The organism is Micromonospora citrea (assembly GCF_049629545.1).
Classification (GTDB): Bacteria; Actinomycetota; Actinomycetes; order Mycobacteriales; family Micromonosporaceae; genus Micromonospora; species Micromonospora citrea_A.
In genome coordinates this window covers 223,011-237,817 of record NZ_JBNADX010000002.1, presented here as the reverse complement: position 1 = coordinate 237,817, position 14,807 = coordinate 223,011, and the positions used below count along the sequence as shown (strand labels likewise).

Annotated in this window: 13 protein-coding genes, 3 tRNA genes and 2 pseudogenes; 11 read left to right on the top strand and 7 right to left on the bottom strand. The window is 72.5% G+C overall.

The features are described from left to right. Positions 1-35 precede the first annotated feature (35 nt). The 4 genes from ACPFP2_RS03675 to ACPFP2_RS03660 are packed head-to-tail and all read right to left on the bottom strand — an operon-like array spanning position 36 to position 2,984. Positions 36-1,133, bottom strand: coding sequence for a hypothetical protein (locus ACPFP2_RS03675; RefSeq protein WP_424086065.1), 1,098 nt, complete (start codon positions 1,131-1,133; stop codon positions 36-38). Then, on the bottom strand, positions 1,130-1,846 hold the full coding sequence (locus tag ACPFP2_RS03670) for a DsbA family protein (protein WP_424086064.1): 717 nt from the start codon (positions 1,844-1,846) through the stop codon (positions 1,130-1,132). Before ACPFP2_RS03670 ends, ACPFP2_RS03675 begins: the two co-directional genes overlap by 4 nt. Continuing rightward, positions 1,839-2,363, bottom strand: coding sequence for a MauE/DoxX family redox-associated membrane protein (locus tag ACPFP2_RS03665; RefSeq protein ID WP_424086062.1), 525 nt, complete (start codon positions 2,361-2,363; stop codon positions 1,839-1,841). Before ACPFP2_RS03665 ends, ACPFP2_RS03670 begins: the two co-directional genes overlap by 8 nt. A 33-nt stretch (positions 2,364-2,396) precedes the next feature. Beyond that, positions 2,397-2,984: a sigma factor gene (locus tag ACPFP2_RS03660; protein WP_424086060.1), complete on the bottom strand. Its 588-nt coding sequence runs from the start codon at positions 2,982-2,984 to the stop codon at positions 2,397-2,399. 108 nt (positions 2,985-3,092) lie between these two features. On the opposite strand from ACPFP2_RS03660, the gene ACPFP2_RS03655 reads away from it, so the two are divergent. From ACPFP2_RS03655 to ACPFP2_RS03640, 4 genes and pseudogenes are all read left to right on the top strand, one after another. Further along, the gene (locus ACPFP2_RS03655) at positions 3,093-3,737 is read left to right on the top strand and encodes a zf-HC2 domain-containing protein (protein ID WP_424086058.1); all 645 of its coding nucleotides are present in this window, start codon (positions 3,093-3,095) and stop codon (positions 3,735-3,737) included. A gap of 130 nt (positions 3,738-3,867) precedes the next feature. Next, on the top strand, positions 3,868-5,532 hold the full coding sequence (locus ACPFP2_RS03650; protein ID WP_424086056.1) for a copper resistance CopC/CopD family protein: 1,665 nt from the start codon (positions 3,868-3,870) through the stop codon (positions 5,530-5,532). Positions 5,533-5,547: 15 nt separating this feature from the next. Beyond that, a complete protein-coding gene (locus tag ACPFP2_RS03645) occupies positions 5,548-6,276 on the top strand; it encodes a YcnI family protein (RefSeq protein ID WP_424086054.1) in 729 nt (242 codons plus the stop codon). A 674-nt stretch (positions 6,277-6,950) separates the two neighbouring features. Beyond that, positions 6,951-7,331, top strand: a pseudogene (locus ACPFP2_RS03640) (hypothetical protein); the annotation flags it as partial. Between the two features lie 145 nt (positions 7,332-7,476). Here the strand turns inward: ACPFP2_RS03640 and ACPFP2_RS03635 are convergent. Beyond that, complete coding sequence (locus tag ACPFP2_RS03635; protein WP_424086052.1) at positions 7,477-8,727, bottom strand: glycosyltransferase 87 family protein; 1,251 nt, start codon at positions 8,725-8,727, stop codon at positions 7,477-7,479. Positions 8,728-8,801: 74 nt separating this feature from the next. Here ACPFP2_RS03635 and orn point away from each other — a divergent pair, with 74 nt between their 5' ends. Together orn and ACPFP2_RS03625 are read left to right on the top strand one after the other, a co-directional pair. After that, positions 8,802-9,392: an oligoribonuclease gene (gene orn, locus ACPFP2_RS03630; RefSeq protein WP_424086050.1), complete on the top strand. Its 591-nt coding sequence runs from the start codon at positions 8,802-8,804 to the stop codon at positions 9,390-9,392. 114 nt (positions 9,393-9,506) lie between these two features. Continuing rightward, positions 9,507-9,582 (top strand) — tRNA-His (locus ACPFP2_RS03625). Between the two features lie 49 nt (positions 9,583-9,631). Here ACPFP2_RS03625 and ACPFP2_RS03620 read toward each other — a convergent pair. Together ACPFP2_RS03620 and ACPFP2_RS03615 are read right to left on the bottom strand one after the other, a co-directional pair. After that, complete coding sequence (locus tag ACPFP2_RS03620; protein ID WP_424086048.1) at positions 9,632-10,915, bottom strand: Ig-like domain-containing protein; 1,284 nt, start codon at positions 10,913-10,915, stop codon at positions 9,632-9,634. A 244-nt stretch (positions 10,916-11,159) separates the two neighbouring features. Next, entirely contained in the window at positions 11,160-12,419 is a 1,260-nt protein-coding gene (locus ACPFP2_RS03615) for an Ig-like domain-containing protein (protein WP_424086046.1), read from the bottom strand. 187 nt (positions 12,420-12,606) lie between these two features. Here ACPFP2_RS03615 and ACPFP2_RS03610 point away from each other — a divergent pair. The 5 genes and pseudogenes from ACPFP2_RS03610 to ACPFP2_RS03590 form a co-directional block, all read left to right on the top strand. After that, a tRNA-Lys gene (locus ACPFP2_RS03610) sits at positions 12,607-12,682 on the top strand. A 232-nt stretch (positions 12,683-12,914) separates the two neighbouring features. After that, positions 12,915-12,987 (top strand) — tRNA-Lys (locus ACPFP2_RS03605). A 292-nt stretch (positions 12,988-13,279) separates the two neighbouring features. Beyond that, on the top strand, positions 13,280-13,891 hold the full coding sequence (locus tag ACPFP2_RS03600) for a hypothetical protein (protein ID WP_424086044.1): 612 nt from the start codon (positions 13,280-13,282) through the stop codon (positions 13,889-13,891). 58 nt (positions 13,892-13,949) lie between these two features. Continuing rightward, positions 13,950-14,585, top strand: a complete 636-nt coding sequence (locus ACPFP2_RS03595) for a hypothetical protein (RefSeq protein ID WP_424086042.1) — start codon at positions 13,950-13,952, stop codon at positions 14,583-14,585. Positions 14,586-14,640: 55 nt separating this feature from the next. Further along, a pseudogene (locus ACPFP2_RS03590) lies at positions 14,641-14,739 on the top strand (YdcF family protein); the annotation flags it as partial. Between the last annotated feature and the right edge of the window lie 68 nt (positions 14,740-14,807).

Genomic DNA, 14,807 nt, shown 5'->3' with positions numbered 1-14,807 from the left:
CTCGACGGGCGGTCAGGCGGGCGACCGACGGACGGTCAGGCCGGCACCGGGGTGCGGCCGGGTGCCGTCGCGAGGGCGGCGCGGGAGGCGGCGTGCAGCCGCAGGACACCGGCGGCGAGCGCGCCGGTGCCGGCGGCCAGGACCAGCACGAGCAGCAGCCGGGCGTACTGGCCGGGCCAGGGGACCGGCGCCACCGCCCGGGAGAGCATCGACAGGTTGGCCACGCCGACGAAGAGCGCCAGACAGGTGCCGGCCAGCGCCAGCGCGAAGTCGGCCGCCGGGCGGCGGGCCAGCGCGTAGCCGCCCGCCGTGATCGCGCCGAGCGCGGTGAGCAGCGCCCAGACCTGCCCGGTGAGCAGCCCGAACAGCAGCCCGCCGAGGCCGTCGGCGCCGGCGTCGAGCTCCCGGCCGACCACGAGGACGATCGCCGCCGCGCCGCCGAGCGCGAGCAGCGCCCCGACCGCGCGCAGCGCCTGCGTCCCGGCGGTCGAGCCGGCCGGCAGCAGCCCGGCCGCCCCGAGGGCGAGGGCGCCGAGGGTGGCGGCCACCCACCAGGGGTACGGGTCCGGCGGCGGCACCCAGTCCAGGGTGCCCCGGATCTCCACCGGCTCGGCGCCGTCGCGTACCGGCACGGCCCAGTCGCGGACCCGGTGCTCGCGGGTCGGGTCGGCGGCGACCAGTGCCGGCACCCCGGATTCGCGCCACAGGACGCGCTGGTCGTGCCAGCGCGCCCGCGGTTCGTCGGCGATCCTGCGCCACTGCGGCGGCGCGGCCGGGTCCGCCTCGGCGGGCAGGGTGGTGTCGCCGGCGAGGGTCCGGTTCAGGTACGTGGCGGGGGAGCGGGTGTTCTCGTACGCCCCGCCCGGCCCCACCTTCAGGTACGGCTCCCCGGAGTAGCCGATCACCTCGACGTCGCGTCCGCCGGTGTTGACCAGCTCCAGCCGCGCGCCCGCCTCGACCGCCCGTACGGTCAGGTCGGGGCGGGCCGGGGTGAGGCCGGTCACCTCGCTGCGGTAGTCGGTGCCGTCGGGGGCGTCGGCGCCGTGCGCGGCGGCCGGGGCGGCGACGGTGAGGACGGTGACGAGCGCGGCGGTGACGACCAGGCCGGCCCGCCGGAGCAGGGGCGGGATCACTTGCCGGCCGCCTCCACCGCCGCCTTGATCCCCTCCGGGGAGCGGTCCGCGACGTCCTTGCCGTCGATCCGGATGGTCGGGGTGCCGGTGACGCGGGACCTGCTGGCGTCCTCGGTCACGTGCTGGGTCCACGCCTTGAAGGTGCCGTCGGAGACGCAGGAGCCGAAGTCGTCGCGGTTCAGTCCGACCCCCGCGCCGATGTCGATCAGCTCGTCGTCGCTCAGTCCGGGGCCGCCCTCCGGCGGCTGCCGCTCGAAGAGCGCGTCGCTGAACTCCTTGAACTTGCCGCCCTCGGCGGCGCAGCCGGAGGCGGCCGACGAGCGGGTCGAGTACTCGGTGGTGGAGAAGCGGTTGAGGATGGCGACCGGGTGGAACACGACCTTCGCCTTGCCCTCGCTGACGAGCTGGTCGATGGTCGCCCCGCTGAGCTGCTGGAACTGCTTGCAGGCCGGGCAGAGGTAGTCCTCGTACAGGTCGATGGTGACCGGGCCGCTGCCGATCACCACGCCGGTGCCGGCGTCGTTGGCGCCCCTGGGCGCGGTGAAGTCGTCAGCGCGCTGGCTGGAGTAGACGCTCCAGCCGATCAGCCCGGCGATGACCAGGACCACGACCGCGCCGACCGACGTCCACAGCGTCCGCTTGCGCCGCTTCTCCCGGGCCAGTTGCTCGCGGACCACCCGGGCCGCGTCCTTCTGCCCCTTGCGACTACTCATCGTCGTCCTCCACGCCAGGTTCGCCCGCCAGCCAGCCGTCCATCGAGACGGGGGTGCGGGGCCAGATCAGCAGGAATCCGGCCAGCGCCAGGAATCCCAGGTCCCGGAGGATCTCCGGGAGGTAGCTCGGGGTCTGCCCGGCGGCGAGCTGCCCGCCGCTGCCGAAGCACCCGCAGTCGATGGACAGGCCGCGGCTCCAGGCGGAGGCGATGCCGGCGACGAAGACCACCAGCAGCGCCGCGGAGACGCCGGCGGCGAGCCGGGTGGCGAGGCCGAGCAGCAGGATCACCCCGAGCGCCAGCTCCACGAAGGGCAGCGCGGCGCCGATCACCATCGCCAGGTCGTACGGCATCACCTGGTAGGCGTTGACGGCGCGGCCGGAGGCGGCGAGGTCACCGACCTTGGCTCCGCCGGCGATCAGCCAGACGGCGGCCAGGCCGAGCCGGGCGGCGACACCGATCCAGGGGCGTACGACGGGCCAGCGGCCGGTCCGGGTGGGCTCAGCGGTCACACTCATTTGTCGTCGCGTCCGGTCCCGAAGTTCCACGGTTCAGCCGGCCAGCGCGTCGCTGACGGCTTCGACCAGGTCGTGGCGGGCCCGGGCCACCCGGGAGCGGATGGTGCCCACCGGCACCCCCTCCACGGCGGCGGCCTCGGCGTACGACAGGCCGAGCAGTTGGGTGAGGACGAACGCGCCGCGCCGTTCGGCGGGCAGCCGGCGGACCAGGTCGGCGGTGCCGAGCTGCCCGGCCGGGTCGGGGTGCGGGCCGCCGGTGTGCGCGTCGGCGGCGAGGCGTTCGTCCAGCCGCCGGCGCCGGACCACGGTGCGCAGGTGGTCGGCGCAGGCCCGGCGGGCGATGCCGAGCAGCCAGGTGCGCGCACTCGAGCGCCCCTGGAATCCGGGCAGCGCCCGCAACGCCCGCAGGTAGGTCTCCTGGGTGAGGTCGTCGGCGCTGTCCGGGTCGACCAGCGCGGCGGCGAAGCGCCACACCTCGACCTGGGTGGCCCGGACGAAGGCGGCCTGAGCCGTGGGGTCGCCGTCGCGGGCGGCCAGCGCCCACCCGGTCGCCGCGTCCGGCGCAGCACCGCGTGCCGCCTGACGGCGGCCGGCGGGGGTGTCACGCGGGGCGGGGATCACGTCACCCGAGGTTACGCGGCACAAATGAGGTGGGCAGGGTCCTTCGACCCTTTCCATGGCCTGGCTCACGTCGGGAACTTTCCCGCCCCCGTACCCGACTACCTGCCCATGAACTGCGACGACGTACGTGCGGCGCTGTCGGCGCGGCTGGACGGCGAGGACCCGCAGGTTCCGGAGGCGGTGCTGGACGCGCACACCGGGGCCTGCCCCGGCTGCCGATCCTGGCTGGCCCGGGCCGAACAGGTGACCCGGCTCACCCGGGTGCGCGCCGTGCAGGTGCCCGACCTGACCGCCCGGGTGCTGGCGGCGGTGGCCGCCGATCCGGTGCTGGCCGGGCGCGCCCCGGCGGCGGTGCGCGCGGCACGTCGTCAGGTGCTGCGCGTCGCCGTGGGCGTGGCCGCCGTGGCGCAGCTCGCCATCGCCCTGCCGGTGCTGCTCGCCGGGCTGGGGGTGGCCGCCGACCCGCACGTCAGCCGGGAGATGGCCTCCTTCGACGTGGCTCTCGCGGTGGGCTTCGCGCTGGCCGCCTGGCGGCCGGAGCGGGCCCGGGCGTTCCTGCCGGTGGCGTTGGTGCTGGCGCTCTGCCTGGCCGGCACCAGCGTCGTGGACATCGCGAACTCGACCACCGCCCTGGTGCACGAGATCGGCCACCTGGCCGCCGTGGTGCAGGCGGGGCTGCTGTGGGCGTTGGGTCGGGTCGGCGGGGAGCCCGGCCGGCCGTGGTCGGGTGCGGTCGTGGCGGGACGCGGGTGAGCCGCCCGTCGGGTCCGGACGTCGCGTCGCGCCGGGTGGTGCTCCGCCCGGGTACGCCCGCACCGGCGGGAACCGCGCCGACCAGGAGCGCACGGGGCCGGGTCGCCGAACGTGCCCCGCGTCGGCGAGCATGGCGGTCATGAACGTCGTCGATCGTCGCTGGTCCGTACGGCTGGGCGGCACCGCCGGCCTCCTGGTCGCCCTCGTCGCGTTGCTGCTCGTCCCGGCGACACCGGCGAGCGCCCACGCCGTGCTGGTGAGCAGCAGCCCGGTCGCCTCGGCCGTGGTGCCGGAGGCGCCGGCCGAGGTGGTGCTGACCTTCAGCGAGTCCGTCCGCAAGGTCACCGGCAAGATCCGGGTCATCGCGCCGGACGGCTCCCGCGCCGACCGGGGCGAGCCGACCTTCGAGGGCGCGGTGGTGACCGTCCCGGTGGACCGGGCCGGACCGCGCGGCACCTATCTGGTCAGCTACCGGGTGATCTCCGCCGACAGCCATCCGGTCTCCGGCGCGTTCACCTACTCCGTCGGCGCGCCCTCGCCGCCGCCGACCGACTCCGGCTCGGACAGCCGCGCCAACCCGGTGGTGGACACCGGGGTGAAGGTCGCCAAGTACCTCGGCTACGTGGGGCTGCTGCTGGTGACCGGCGCCGCCCTGGTGCTCGCCGCGCTCTGGCCGCAGCGGCTCTCCCGCCGGGGCCCGGCCCGGCTGCTCTGGGCCGGCGCCGTCCTGCTCGCCGTCGCCACCGTGGCCGAGTTGTGGTTGCAGGTGCCGTACACGGCCGGGGGCGGGCCGTTCGCCGTCACCGGCGCGGGCTTCGGCGAGGTGCTGGGCAGCACGTACGGCACCGCGCACCTGGTCCGGCTGGGGATGCTCGCGGCGGCGGCGTTCCTGCTGCGCCCGCTGACCCGGGGGCCGGTGGGCCGCTCGGACGGGATCATCCTGGCCGTGCTCGGCGCGGCGGCGCTGCTGACCTGGCCGCTGTCCGGGCACGCGGCGGCCTCGCCCGCGCCGGCCGTCTCGGTGCTGGTCGACGCGGTGCACCTGGGCAGCATGGCGGTCTGGCTGGGCGGCCTGGTGATGCTCGCCGGGTTCCTGCTGCGCCGCGCCGACGAGCGGGAGCTGGGAGCGATCCTGCCGATCTGGGCGCGTTGGGCGGCGCTGGCGGTGGCGGCGCTGCTGCTGGCCGGCACCGTGCAGGCGCTGATCGAGGTGGGCGGTCTCGCCGCTCTGCTCGACACCACGTACGGGCGGCTGCTGCTCGCCAAGATCGCGCTGTTCGCGCTGGTGGTCGGGGTGGCGGCGTACTCGCGGGCGCTGGTGCGTCGGCGCACCGCCGCCGGTCGGCCGACGCCGGTGCGGCGGGCGGTCTGGGTCGAGCTGGCGATCACCGCGGTGGTGCTCGGGGTCTCCGCCACGCTGGTGCAGACCACCCCGGCCCGGGTCGCCGCCGCCGACGTGGCCGGTACGCCCAGCGGCTACTTCTCCACCACGCTGAGCAGCCCGATCTACTCGTTGCAGGTGGAGCTGGACCCGGCCGAGCGGGGCAACAACTCGCTGCACCTGTACGCGTACACGAAGGACAACCGGCCGCAGCCGGTGGCCGAGTGGAAGGCCACCGCCGCGCTGCCGTCGGCGGGGATCGAACCGATCGAGATCCCGCTGCTGCCGCTGACCGACAACCACGCGACCGGGGAGGTCACCTTCCCGGCGGCCGGTGAGTGGCAGCTGCGGCTCACCGTCCGCACGTCCGACATCGACCAGGCCACGGTGACCGCCACCGTGCCGATCAAGTAGGCGAAAGGCTCTCAGATGATCCGTCTCCGGCGTACCGCAACCGCCGCCGCCCTCGCGTTCACCGTCGCCACCACGGCCGTGCTCGGCTTCGCCGGGCCCGCCTCGGCGCACGTGTCGGTCAACCCGAAGGAGGCGACCCAGGGCGGCTACGGCCGGTTCGCCTTCCGGGTGCCGAACGAGAGCGACAGCGCCTCGACCACCAAGGTCGAGGTGGTGCTGCCGGAGAACGCCCCGGTCGGTTCGGTGTCGACGATGCCGGTGCCGGGGTGGACGGTCGTGGTGGAGAAGCGCAAGGTCGACCCGCCGGTGGAGGTGCACGGGAGCCAGCTCACCGAGGTGGTGTCGAAGCTGACCTGGACGGCGACCGGCGACGCGGCGGTCAAGCCGGGCCAGTTCCAGGAGTTCCCGGTGTCGATGGGGCCGCTGCCGCAGGTCGACCGGATGGTCTTCAAGTCGTTGCAGACGTACTCCGACGGCAACGTGGTGCGCTGGATCGAGGAGCCGACCCCGGGCGGGGAGGAGCCGGAGAAGCCGGCCCCGGTGCTCACCCTCACCCCGGCGTCCGCGTCGGCCGCGCCGTCCGCCGCCCCGGCCGGGCAGGTCGAGGCCGACGATGACGACGACGACTCCGACGGCGCGGCGACCGGGCTGGGCATCGCCGGCCTGGTGGCCGGGCTCGCCGGCCTGCTCCTGGGTGGACTCGCCTTCGCCCGGACCCGGCGGGAGGCCGCGCCGAAGGCCTGATCCCGCGCTGCGCCGCCCGGCCCGACGGGCGTCCGGCTCCGCCGGTGGCCGTCCCGGCCGGTCCCGCCGATATCCGCAGATCAAGGCGGTGGCGTCGGTAAGGTCGGCCGGGTACCCGGTCACCGAAGGAGACGGAACGAATGCGGTTCGTGCGGGCGCTCACCGGAATGCTGCTGCTGGTCGTCGGGATCCCTCTCCTGTTGGCGGGCGCCGGTCTCAGTGCCGTCGCCGGGCGTGCCGGCGGGGACGGGGCCTTCGCCGCCCGGGTCGAGCCGCTGCGCACCCCGGGCCGGGCGGTGGTGGTGCAGGACGTCGACGCGCTGCTGCGCGCCGAGGCGCCGTTCACCCGGGTCGGGCCGTCCCGGCTGCGACTGACCGCGCGGACCGCCGACGGTCCCGCCTTCGTCGGCCTGGCCCCGACCGATCAGGTGCGACGCTGGCTGGACGGCGTCGGGCACGCCGTGGTCGGGCGGGTGGCGCTGGCGCGAGGTCCGCTGCCGGTCCGGTTGACCGATGCGACGCCCGCGTCCACCGCCGCCCCGGCGGGGCCGGTCCCGGCCGTCCCGTTCGACGTCTCCTTCTGGGTACGCGAGGGGATCGGCTCGGTCGAGTGGAGTCCTGCCGAGCTGGCGGGCCGGCGGCTGAGCCTGGTGGTGATGCGGCCCGACGGGCGGGCCGACCTGGCCGTGGCGCTGCGCGCCGAGTTGCGCGCCGACTGGTTCCGGCCACTGGCGTGGGGGTCGGCGGCCGGCGGCCTGCTCCTGGTCGCCCTGGCGGTGCTGGTGCTGCTGCGGCCCGTCCGGCCGCGCGAGGTGGTCTTCGTGGTGGAGCCCGACCAGGTGCCGGTGCTCGCCGGGCGGCTCGGGGTGAGTTCGCTGAGCGGCCTGGGCGCCGCGCCCGAACCGGAGCGGCAACTGGTGTCGGTGGGTGCGCCAGAGGCCGCGCGTCCGGCGATCGGGGCGGTGCCGGCGCGCCGCCCGGCCAGCCTGGCGGACCTGCCGCCGTGGCCGCCGCAGCGTCCGGATGCGACACCCGGCCCGGTGGACGGGGACTGAACACGTACGGACGGCCCTGCGCGCTGCCGACGCGCAGGGCCGTCCTCACCGGGGGATCGGTGCCACCTGACACCTGCCAGAGGTGGGTGTCGTCAGATTAGCGCCGATAGTCGCTCGTAGGAACATCTGTCCATTTGATGCGATTTTATCCGCGTGCCGGCCGGGGCTCCCCCCGCACCGGCAGGGCCACCAGCAACAGCAGCGCCAGCAGCACGTACGCGTTGCGCAGCAGGAACTCCCACGGGGTGTCGGTACGCGCCGGCGCGACACCCCAGTCGTAGAAGGACACCACCCCGTACACGATCACCACGCCCGTGCCGACCGCGAGCGCGAGCAGCCGGCGGCGTCGACGGGCCCCCTCGGCGTCGTTCCGGTCGGCGTCGAGCGCCGCGTCCACCAGCACCACCACCGCCGGGATGAACCAGTAGATGTGGTGGGTCCAGGTGATCGGGCTGATCAGCCCGCCGACCAGGCCGGTGAGGGTGAGCCCGGTCAGTTCGTCGCCGGCCCGCGCCGCCCGGGCCGCCCGCCACAGGCCGTACCCGGCGACGACCGCGACCAGCGCCAGCCAGAGCAGCCGGTTCGGCTCGGCCGGCGCGTCGACCCGGCTCAGCAGGCCGAACAGCGACTGGTTGCCGGTGTAGTCGGTGCGGCCGACCCGGTCGGTCGCCCAGAGTTCGTGGGTCCAGAACCGCCAGGAGTCGCGGGGCGCCACCGCCGCCGCGAGCAGCGTCGCCACCGCCGCCGTCACGGCGGCCACCGCCGCCGCCCGCCACCGCCGGGTCACCAGCAGGTAGACGATGAAGATGCCCGGGAAGAGTTTCAGCGCCGTGGCCAGCCCGACGGCCACCCCGGCCCAGCGGCGGGCCTGCGGCACCGCGAAGAGCAGGTCGGCCAGGACCAGCACCACCAGCAGCATGTTGATCTGGCCGAAGGTGATGGTCTCCCGGGTGCTCTCGATCGCGAAGACCAGCAGCGCCGCCACGGTGAGCGTGAACACCCGGGGCAGGCCGTGCCGCGCGATCACCGGGGTGAGCAACCAACGGGTGGTGTAGATCACCGCGATGCCGGTGAGGACGGTGAAGACCGCGATGGTCAGCCCGAGCGGCAGCACCGCGAACGGCCGCAGCAGCAGCGCGCTGAACGGCGGGTAGGTGAAGTAGAGCGCGCCCTGCACCCGGTCCGGCTGCACGTAGTCGTAGAGCGGGTGCCCGGCCGCCCACCAGTCCATCGCCCGCATGTAGATCTTCAGGTCGAAGAAGTCGTGCACCATGCCGGGCAGGTAGAGCGCCGGCAGCACGGCCGCCAGCGCCAGCACCGTGGCGACCCGGCGCGCCGTACGGCTCCTCCGGTCGTCTGCGGTGACGGCGGGTGGCGCGACGGATTCGGCTGGCACGGGGAAACCCTAGCGGTCCACCGCGCCGACGGTGCCGAGGCGCGGGCACCTGGGCTGCGACTAGTCTGTCGGGCGTGGCTGACCTTCTCGTCTGGATCGACTGTGAGATGACCGGGCTCGATCTCGGCAGGGACGCGCTGATCGAGGTCGCCGCGCTCGTCACCGACCCCGACCTCAACGTGCTCGGTGACGGGGTCGACGTGGTCATCCACGCCGACGACGCGGCCCTGGCGGCGATGCCGGAAATCGTGCGCACGATGCACGGCAAGTCCGGGCTCACCGAGGAGGTACGCCGCTCGACGGTCACCCTCGCCGAGGCCGAGGACATGGTGCTGGAGTACGTCACCAGCCACGTCAAGGACCCGCGGACCGCGCCGCTGTGCGGCAACTCGATCGCCACCGACCGGGGCTTCATCACCCGGGACATGCCGCGCCTCGACGCCCACCTGCACTACCGCATGATCGACGTCTCCTCGATCAAGGAGCTGTGCCGGCGCTGGTACCCGCGGGTGTACTTCGGGCAGCCGCAGAAGGGGCTGGCCCACCGGGCGCTGGCCGACATCCGGGAGAGCATCCGGGAGTTGGAGTACTACCGGCGCACCATCTTCGTGCCGCTGCCGGGGCCGGACGTGGACAGCGCGAAGGCGATCGCCGCGCAGCTGTAGGGCTCGCCCCGGCCGGCGTGCCGGCGGGGGGGGGCCGAACCCGCTGGACGGGGCCCGCGGGGGTGTGGCTATTATTAGTCCGCACCCGCCCGGGTAACCGGAGCGGACGGCATGGTGGCTGTAGCTCAGTTGGCAGAGCACCGGGTTGTGGTCCCGGTTGTCGTGGGTTCAATTCCCATCAGTCACCCCAGACACGAAGGCCCCCTCCGCACGGAGGGGGCCTTCGTCGTTCCCGCCCGTCAGGGCGTGGGCTCGACGCTCGGCTCCTCGCCGTCGGCGCTCGGCTCGGCGTCCGGCGCGGCCGGCGGCTCGTACGGCAGGGCGCTGCCCTCGACGTACTGCTCCCAGCTCATGTTCCAGTCGGTCCAGCCGTTGCCGTTCTGCAGCCGGCGCTCGGTGCCCTTGACCGTGATCGGGTCACCGATCCGGGTGTTCTCGAAGAGCCACTTGCCGTTGGCCATCGACACGTTCACGCAGCCGTGCGAGACGTTGACGCTGCCCTGCTGCCCCTCGGACCAGGGCGCGGCGTGGATGAACTCGCCGCCCCAGGTGAGCCGCTGGGCGTAGTCGATCTTCGTGCGGTAGCCCTCCACGGGGCCCAGCTCCTCCAGGGTGTCGAAGACCGTCTTGCGCAGCTTCTCGATCACCACCATGGTGCCGCTGGACGACGGGGTGCTCTTCTTGCCCAGGCTCACCGGGATCGTCTTCACCACGGTGCCGTCCCTGGTGACGGTCATCCGCTTGGTCTTGTTGTCCACCACCATGACCAGCGACGGGCCGATCTTGACGTCCACGGTCAGGTCGGAGCGGCCGTACCAGCCGTCACCCATCGGCAGCCCGCCGGCCTGCACCCGGTACGACACGGTGCTGCCCGGCTGCCAGAACTCCTTCGGCCGGTAGCGGATCTCGGTGGGGCTGGCCCAGTGCCAGATCCCCTCCTGGGCCGGGGTGGAGGTGACGCTCATCCGGCGCTGGACGTCGTCGCGGTAGTCCTGCGGCACGGCCCGGCCGAAGCGGACGATCAGCGGCATGCCCACGCCCACCACCTGGCCGTCGCCGAGGAAGCTGGTGACGCGCACCTGCTTGTCGGGTTTGGGCATGACGGTGAAGGTGCTGGTGGCCGTGGCCGGCTTGCCGTCGTCGCCGGTCGCCGTCACGGTGGCGGTGTACTTGCCGCCGTACTCCAGGGCACCGGCGGGCAACCAGCTCTTTCCGTCGGCGGCCAGCTCGCCCTCGACGGCCGCGCCGGCCGAGTCCGTGAGCTCGACGGTGGTCTTCTCGGCGTCCTTCGTGGTGAAGGTGATGCCGGTGGAGGCCGGGACGTCAGTGGCGTCGGCCTTCGGTTCGGTGATGGTGGCCGCGGCCCTGGGGGCGCTCTGCCCGCCGCCCGCCGCGCCCGACGGCTTGCCGTCGCCGGAGTCGGTGCAGGCGGAGGTGAAGGTGAGCGCGGCGGCGAGGAGTCCCGCCGCGAGCGCGCGGCGCCGTCCGGTGCGCCGGGTCGGCCGGTCCTGGGTAGCTCGCATGATTCCTCACAGTCGTGATCCCCGATGCCCCATCCTTACCCACTGACGCACGCCCGCGCCCGCCGGTTGCCGGGCGTGAACGGGAACACGCCGATCAGGATGTACGGATGTCGGTAAAATGCCGAGTTTTCGCGAGCGGCACTCATCTCTGGCGAGTTCGGCCGCCGGTCCACCGACGGAGGTCTCGACGGCGCGGGACTCGTCCCGGTCGGGCCGGCGGTGGTGGCCGGCCCGACCGGGACGCTCAGATCAGCGGCCCGGAGCCGCCCTCGGGCACCGGCAGCGCGCTGCCCTTGACGAACTCCGACCAGCTCAGGCTCCAGGCCGTCCAGCCGTTGCCCGCGGCCAGCTTGCGGGGGGTGCCGCTGACGGTGATCGGGTCACCGATCTTCGTCTGGGCGAAGAGCCACCGGCCCATCGCCATGGAGACGTTGACGCACCCGTGCGACACGTTCTGCCGCCCCTGGACACCCTCGGACCAGGGCGCCGCGTGGATGTACTCGCCACCCCAGGTGATGCGCTGGGCGAAGTCGATGTCGACGCGGTACCGGTTCTCCGGATCGGGGGAGTCCATGGTGTCGAAGACGGTCTTCTCCTTCTTCTCCATCACCACCATCGTGCCGCTGGAGGAGGGCGTGCTCTTCTTGCCCAGGCTGACCGGGATCGTGCGGACCACCTGACCGTCCTGCAGGACGGTCATCTTCTTGGTGGCGTTGTCGACCTTCATCTCGAAGGAGCGCCCGATCTTGGCGGTCGCCGACCGGTCCACGTTGCCGTGGCGGCCGTTGCTCAGCGGTACGCCGGCCAGCGCGATCCGCACGTCCAGCGTGGTGCCGGGCTTCCAGTACTCCGGCGCCCGGTAGTAGGCCTGGGTGCCGTTGTAGACCCAGTGCCACGCGCCCGGCTGCGGCGGGTCGGTCTTGACGAACATCCGCTTCTGCAACGCCGCCCGGTCCTTCTTCGGGATGCCCGGGTGGAACTCCACGACGACCGGCATGGCCACGCCGTACGTCCGGTCGTCGAAGAGGTACAGCCCGGAGCTGATCATCGACTTCGGCTTGGCCATGGTGGTGAAGGTGCTGGTGCCCTGCCGGGTCTCCCCGCCGGTGCCGGTGCCGGTCACCGTCGCGGTGTAGCGCGTGCCGTACTTCAGCGGGGTCGACGGCACCCACGAGGTGCCGTCCAGCCGCATCGTGCCCTCGACCTGCTTGCCGTCGGCGGAGGCCAGGGTGACCGAGGACACCTTCCCGCCGCCGGGGATCTTCGCGCTGATCTCGGTGCTGACCGGCCTGCTCTTCGCCCCGTCCGCCGGGCTGACCGCCAGGCTCGCCGCCGGGGCCGACGTGTCGCCCGGCTGCGGAGTCTGTGGTGCGTCCGCGCTCGGGGTGGTGCTGCCGCCGACGAACTCGGCCTTCTTCTCGCCGTCGCCGCACCCGGTCAGTGCCAGCGACGCCGCCAGGGCCAGGGCGCCCACCTTCGCCCCGGCCCGCGTGAACCTGCCCATTCCCACCTCAGTTCTCGCGTGCCTGGCGGACATGGTGCCGCATCCCCGCCATCACCTCGGTCCCGCGCAGCAGCCATCCGGCCTCTTTGGCTCCTTTCGCCCGATAAGCTCAACCGAAGAGGGGAGACGGGCACCCGATTTGGAAGAGCGCTCCGGGCCCGTGTACTGTTCTCTCCGTTGCCAACGAGCGCCGCTAGCTCAACTGGCAGAGCAGCGGACTCTTAATCCGCGGGTTCGGGGTTCGAGTCCCTGGCGGCGCACCAGCAGTAACACCCTCAAGCCCGGTCCACACGGACCGGGCTTGACCCGTTCCTGCCATCCCTCCCCCGCCTCTTCGCGGTGATCAAGAGGTTCGGGTCCGGATCCGGCCCGCCGGAGACCCGAAACCTCTTGATCGACATGGTCGGGGTGGCCGGGACGGGGCCCGGGTGGGGAGGGAAACCCGGTTGTCGGGGGTGGGGAGCGACCCGGTATGGTGCTCTCCGTTGTCAGTGAGCGCCGCTAGCTCAACTGGCAGAGCAGCGGACTCTTAATCCGCGGGTTCGGGGTTCGAGTCCCTGGCGGCGCACAGTGATCAAGGCCCCGGCCTGTCGTTTTACGCCGATCCGGGGCCTTTTTCGTATCCTGGCCATTGACCGGGTGCTCGCGGGATGCTCGGGAGCGGGTGGACGGTTCCGGCAAGCCGTGGACGGGGACCGTGATCGTGGACCCAAGCCGCCGAGTCGGTGTGGTTGCGCTTCACCGGTAACCGGGTGCGGGCCGAGACGTGGCTCCGTCGGCGGGGTTCCCCATGGCCGAGCTTGGCGCTGGCTCCTTCTCTGGGTGCGGCGTCGTAGGGATGCTGCGGAAAGATCCGTGCTGTGGATGTCCCCGAGCTTCTTCGTCGCGCTGCCCGCCACCTGCCCTTGGCCGCGACGGGTGAAGCTGGCACGACGGTGGCTGACGCGCGCGAGTATCTCGACCACGACGAGTGGGAGGTCGCGCTGGACGTCCTCGTGGAACTCGGCGATGCGTGCCGCACTGGGACCGCCTTCTGGGATCTCCTTGCCGAGGCCGCCAGGATGATGTGGCTGTCCCGGACTGAGCGGTGGTGTCACTGGCAGCGGGCCGAGGTCGTGCATGGCGTGATTCGCGTGGACCTTCAGCTCGTGGATCCCGGGGTCGCCAATGGTAGGCGGACGCCGATACCCGGTGACGGACACCTCCGTCCGCTGTGGGACATCGGCGATGTGACGGCGGCGGGCAATCCAGATCTGCTTGTCGCGCGAGTTTGGGTCGAGTCACAGCCGGATCTCCAGCCTGGCGGAAGAGCGGTGGTCCGGCTGGCTCCGATGAGCCCGCAACGGTGGCGACGCTTGGTGACCGGAGACGTCATCACGATGCACGAACAGCGGCCAGTGGCCGGGATCGCGACTGTTGTCGAGTCGGTGTCTCCGGCTAGCGATGATCGAAAAGAATATTACGGAGCGTGACGGTAGGTATATGCCGGACGGAGTGTGGCCGCGCTCCACCTCGACGGGCAGGGTTTCGGTGTCCGAGGGCACCGTCGAGGCGAAGAGAATCAAGGTGGATTTGGAGGTCGGAGATTCGGCCGGGGAGTACTGGTTGGATTTCGGCGACGAGGAACAGCGCGACCCGGGTTATCTGGAGTACGTCATCTCTGCGAACGGCATTGCGCACGTCATCCCTCTCGCCGATATCTCCTCCGATGCGAACGAAGACAAGATCGCTCGCGAGGTGGACGACCTCCGGTTGGTGGCTCACCTCAAGCAGCAAATCAGAGGGGCAGCCTCGGCCGTGCCGTTGTTGCTAGTTCTGTCGAAGGTTGACCTGGTGGTTCCCCTGCCGCACCTCCTAGGGCCGGAAGCCGGCCTCTTCAGGGTGGTTTCGGAGGAGGGCCTGGAGACGCTAGGTGTTATCGACGCCCTTCCTGAAGGGGCGCGGCGAAGCGTCCTCACGTGGCTGAGGACGATATCTCTTCAATTGAGCCGCGACTTCGCGAGCGTCAGCTTCATCTTCTCCTCCGCTCCTGCAATTTCGCACGGGCGGCTCCGTGTTGATCGGTATAGCGGAGACATCGTTGACTGGGTGTTGCGTGAAGCTTCCCGACCTCATCGTGACGGGAGGCGGCGACGTGCGGTGCCGCTCGCCGGGTCACAAAGGTGATGCGAAGGAAGGTGCAATGCCTTGGTTCGGTCGAGCTCGACGAGTGTGTTGATTTCGCCCGTGCGGCGTGGGATCGGGCTGGGGCAGGCATGATCTCGGCCACGCCGTCGTCGCGACGCGCCTCTTCCTCGAGGGCCTGTTCGCAGGCCTCATAATCCCCGCGCGGAAGCGGCTCGTTCGTCGCCGTCGTCGGGTGCTGCGCACAGTCGACACCATCGTCAA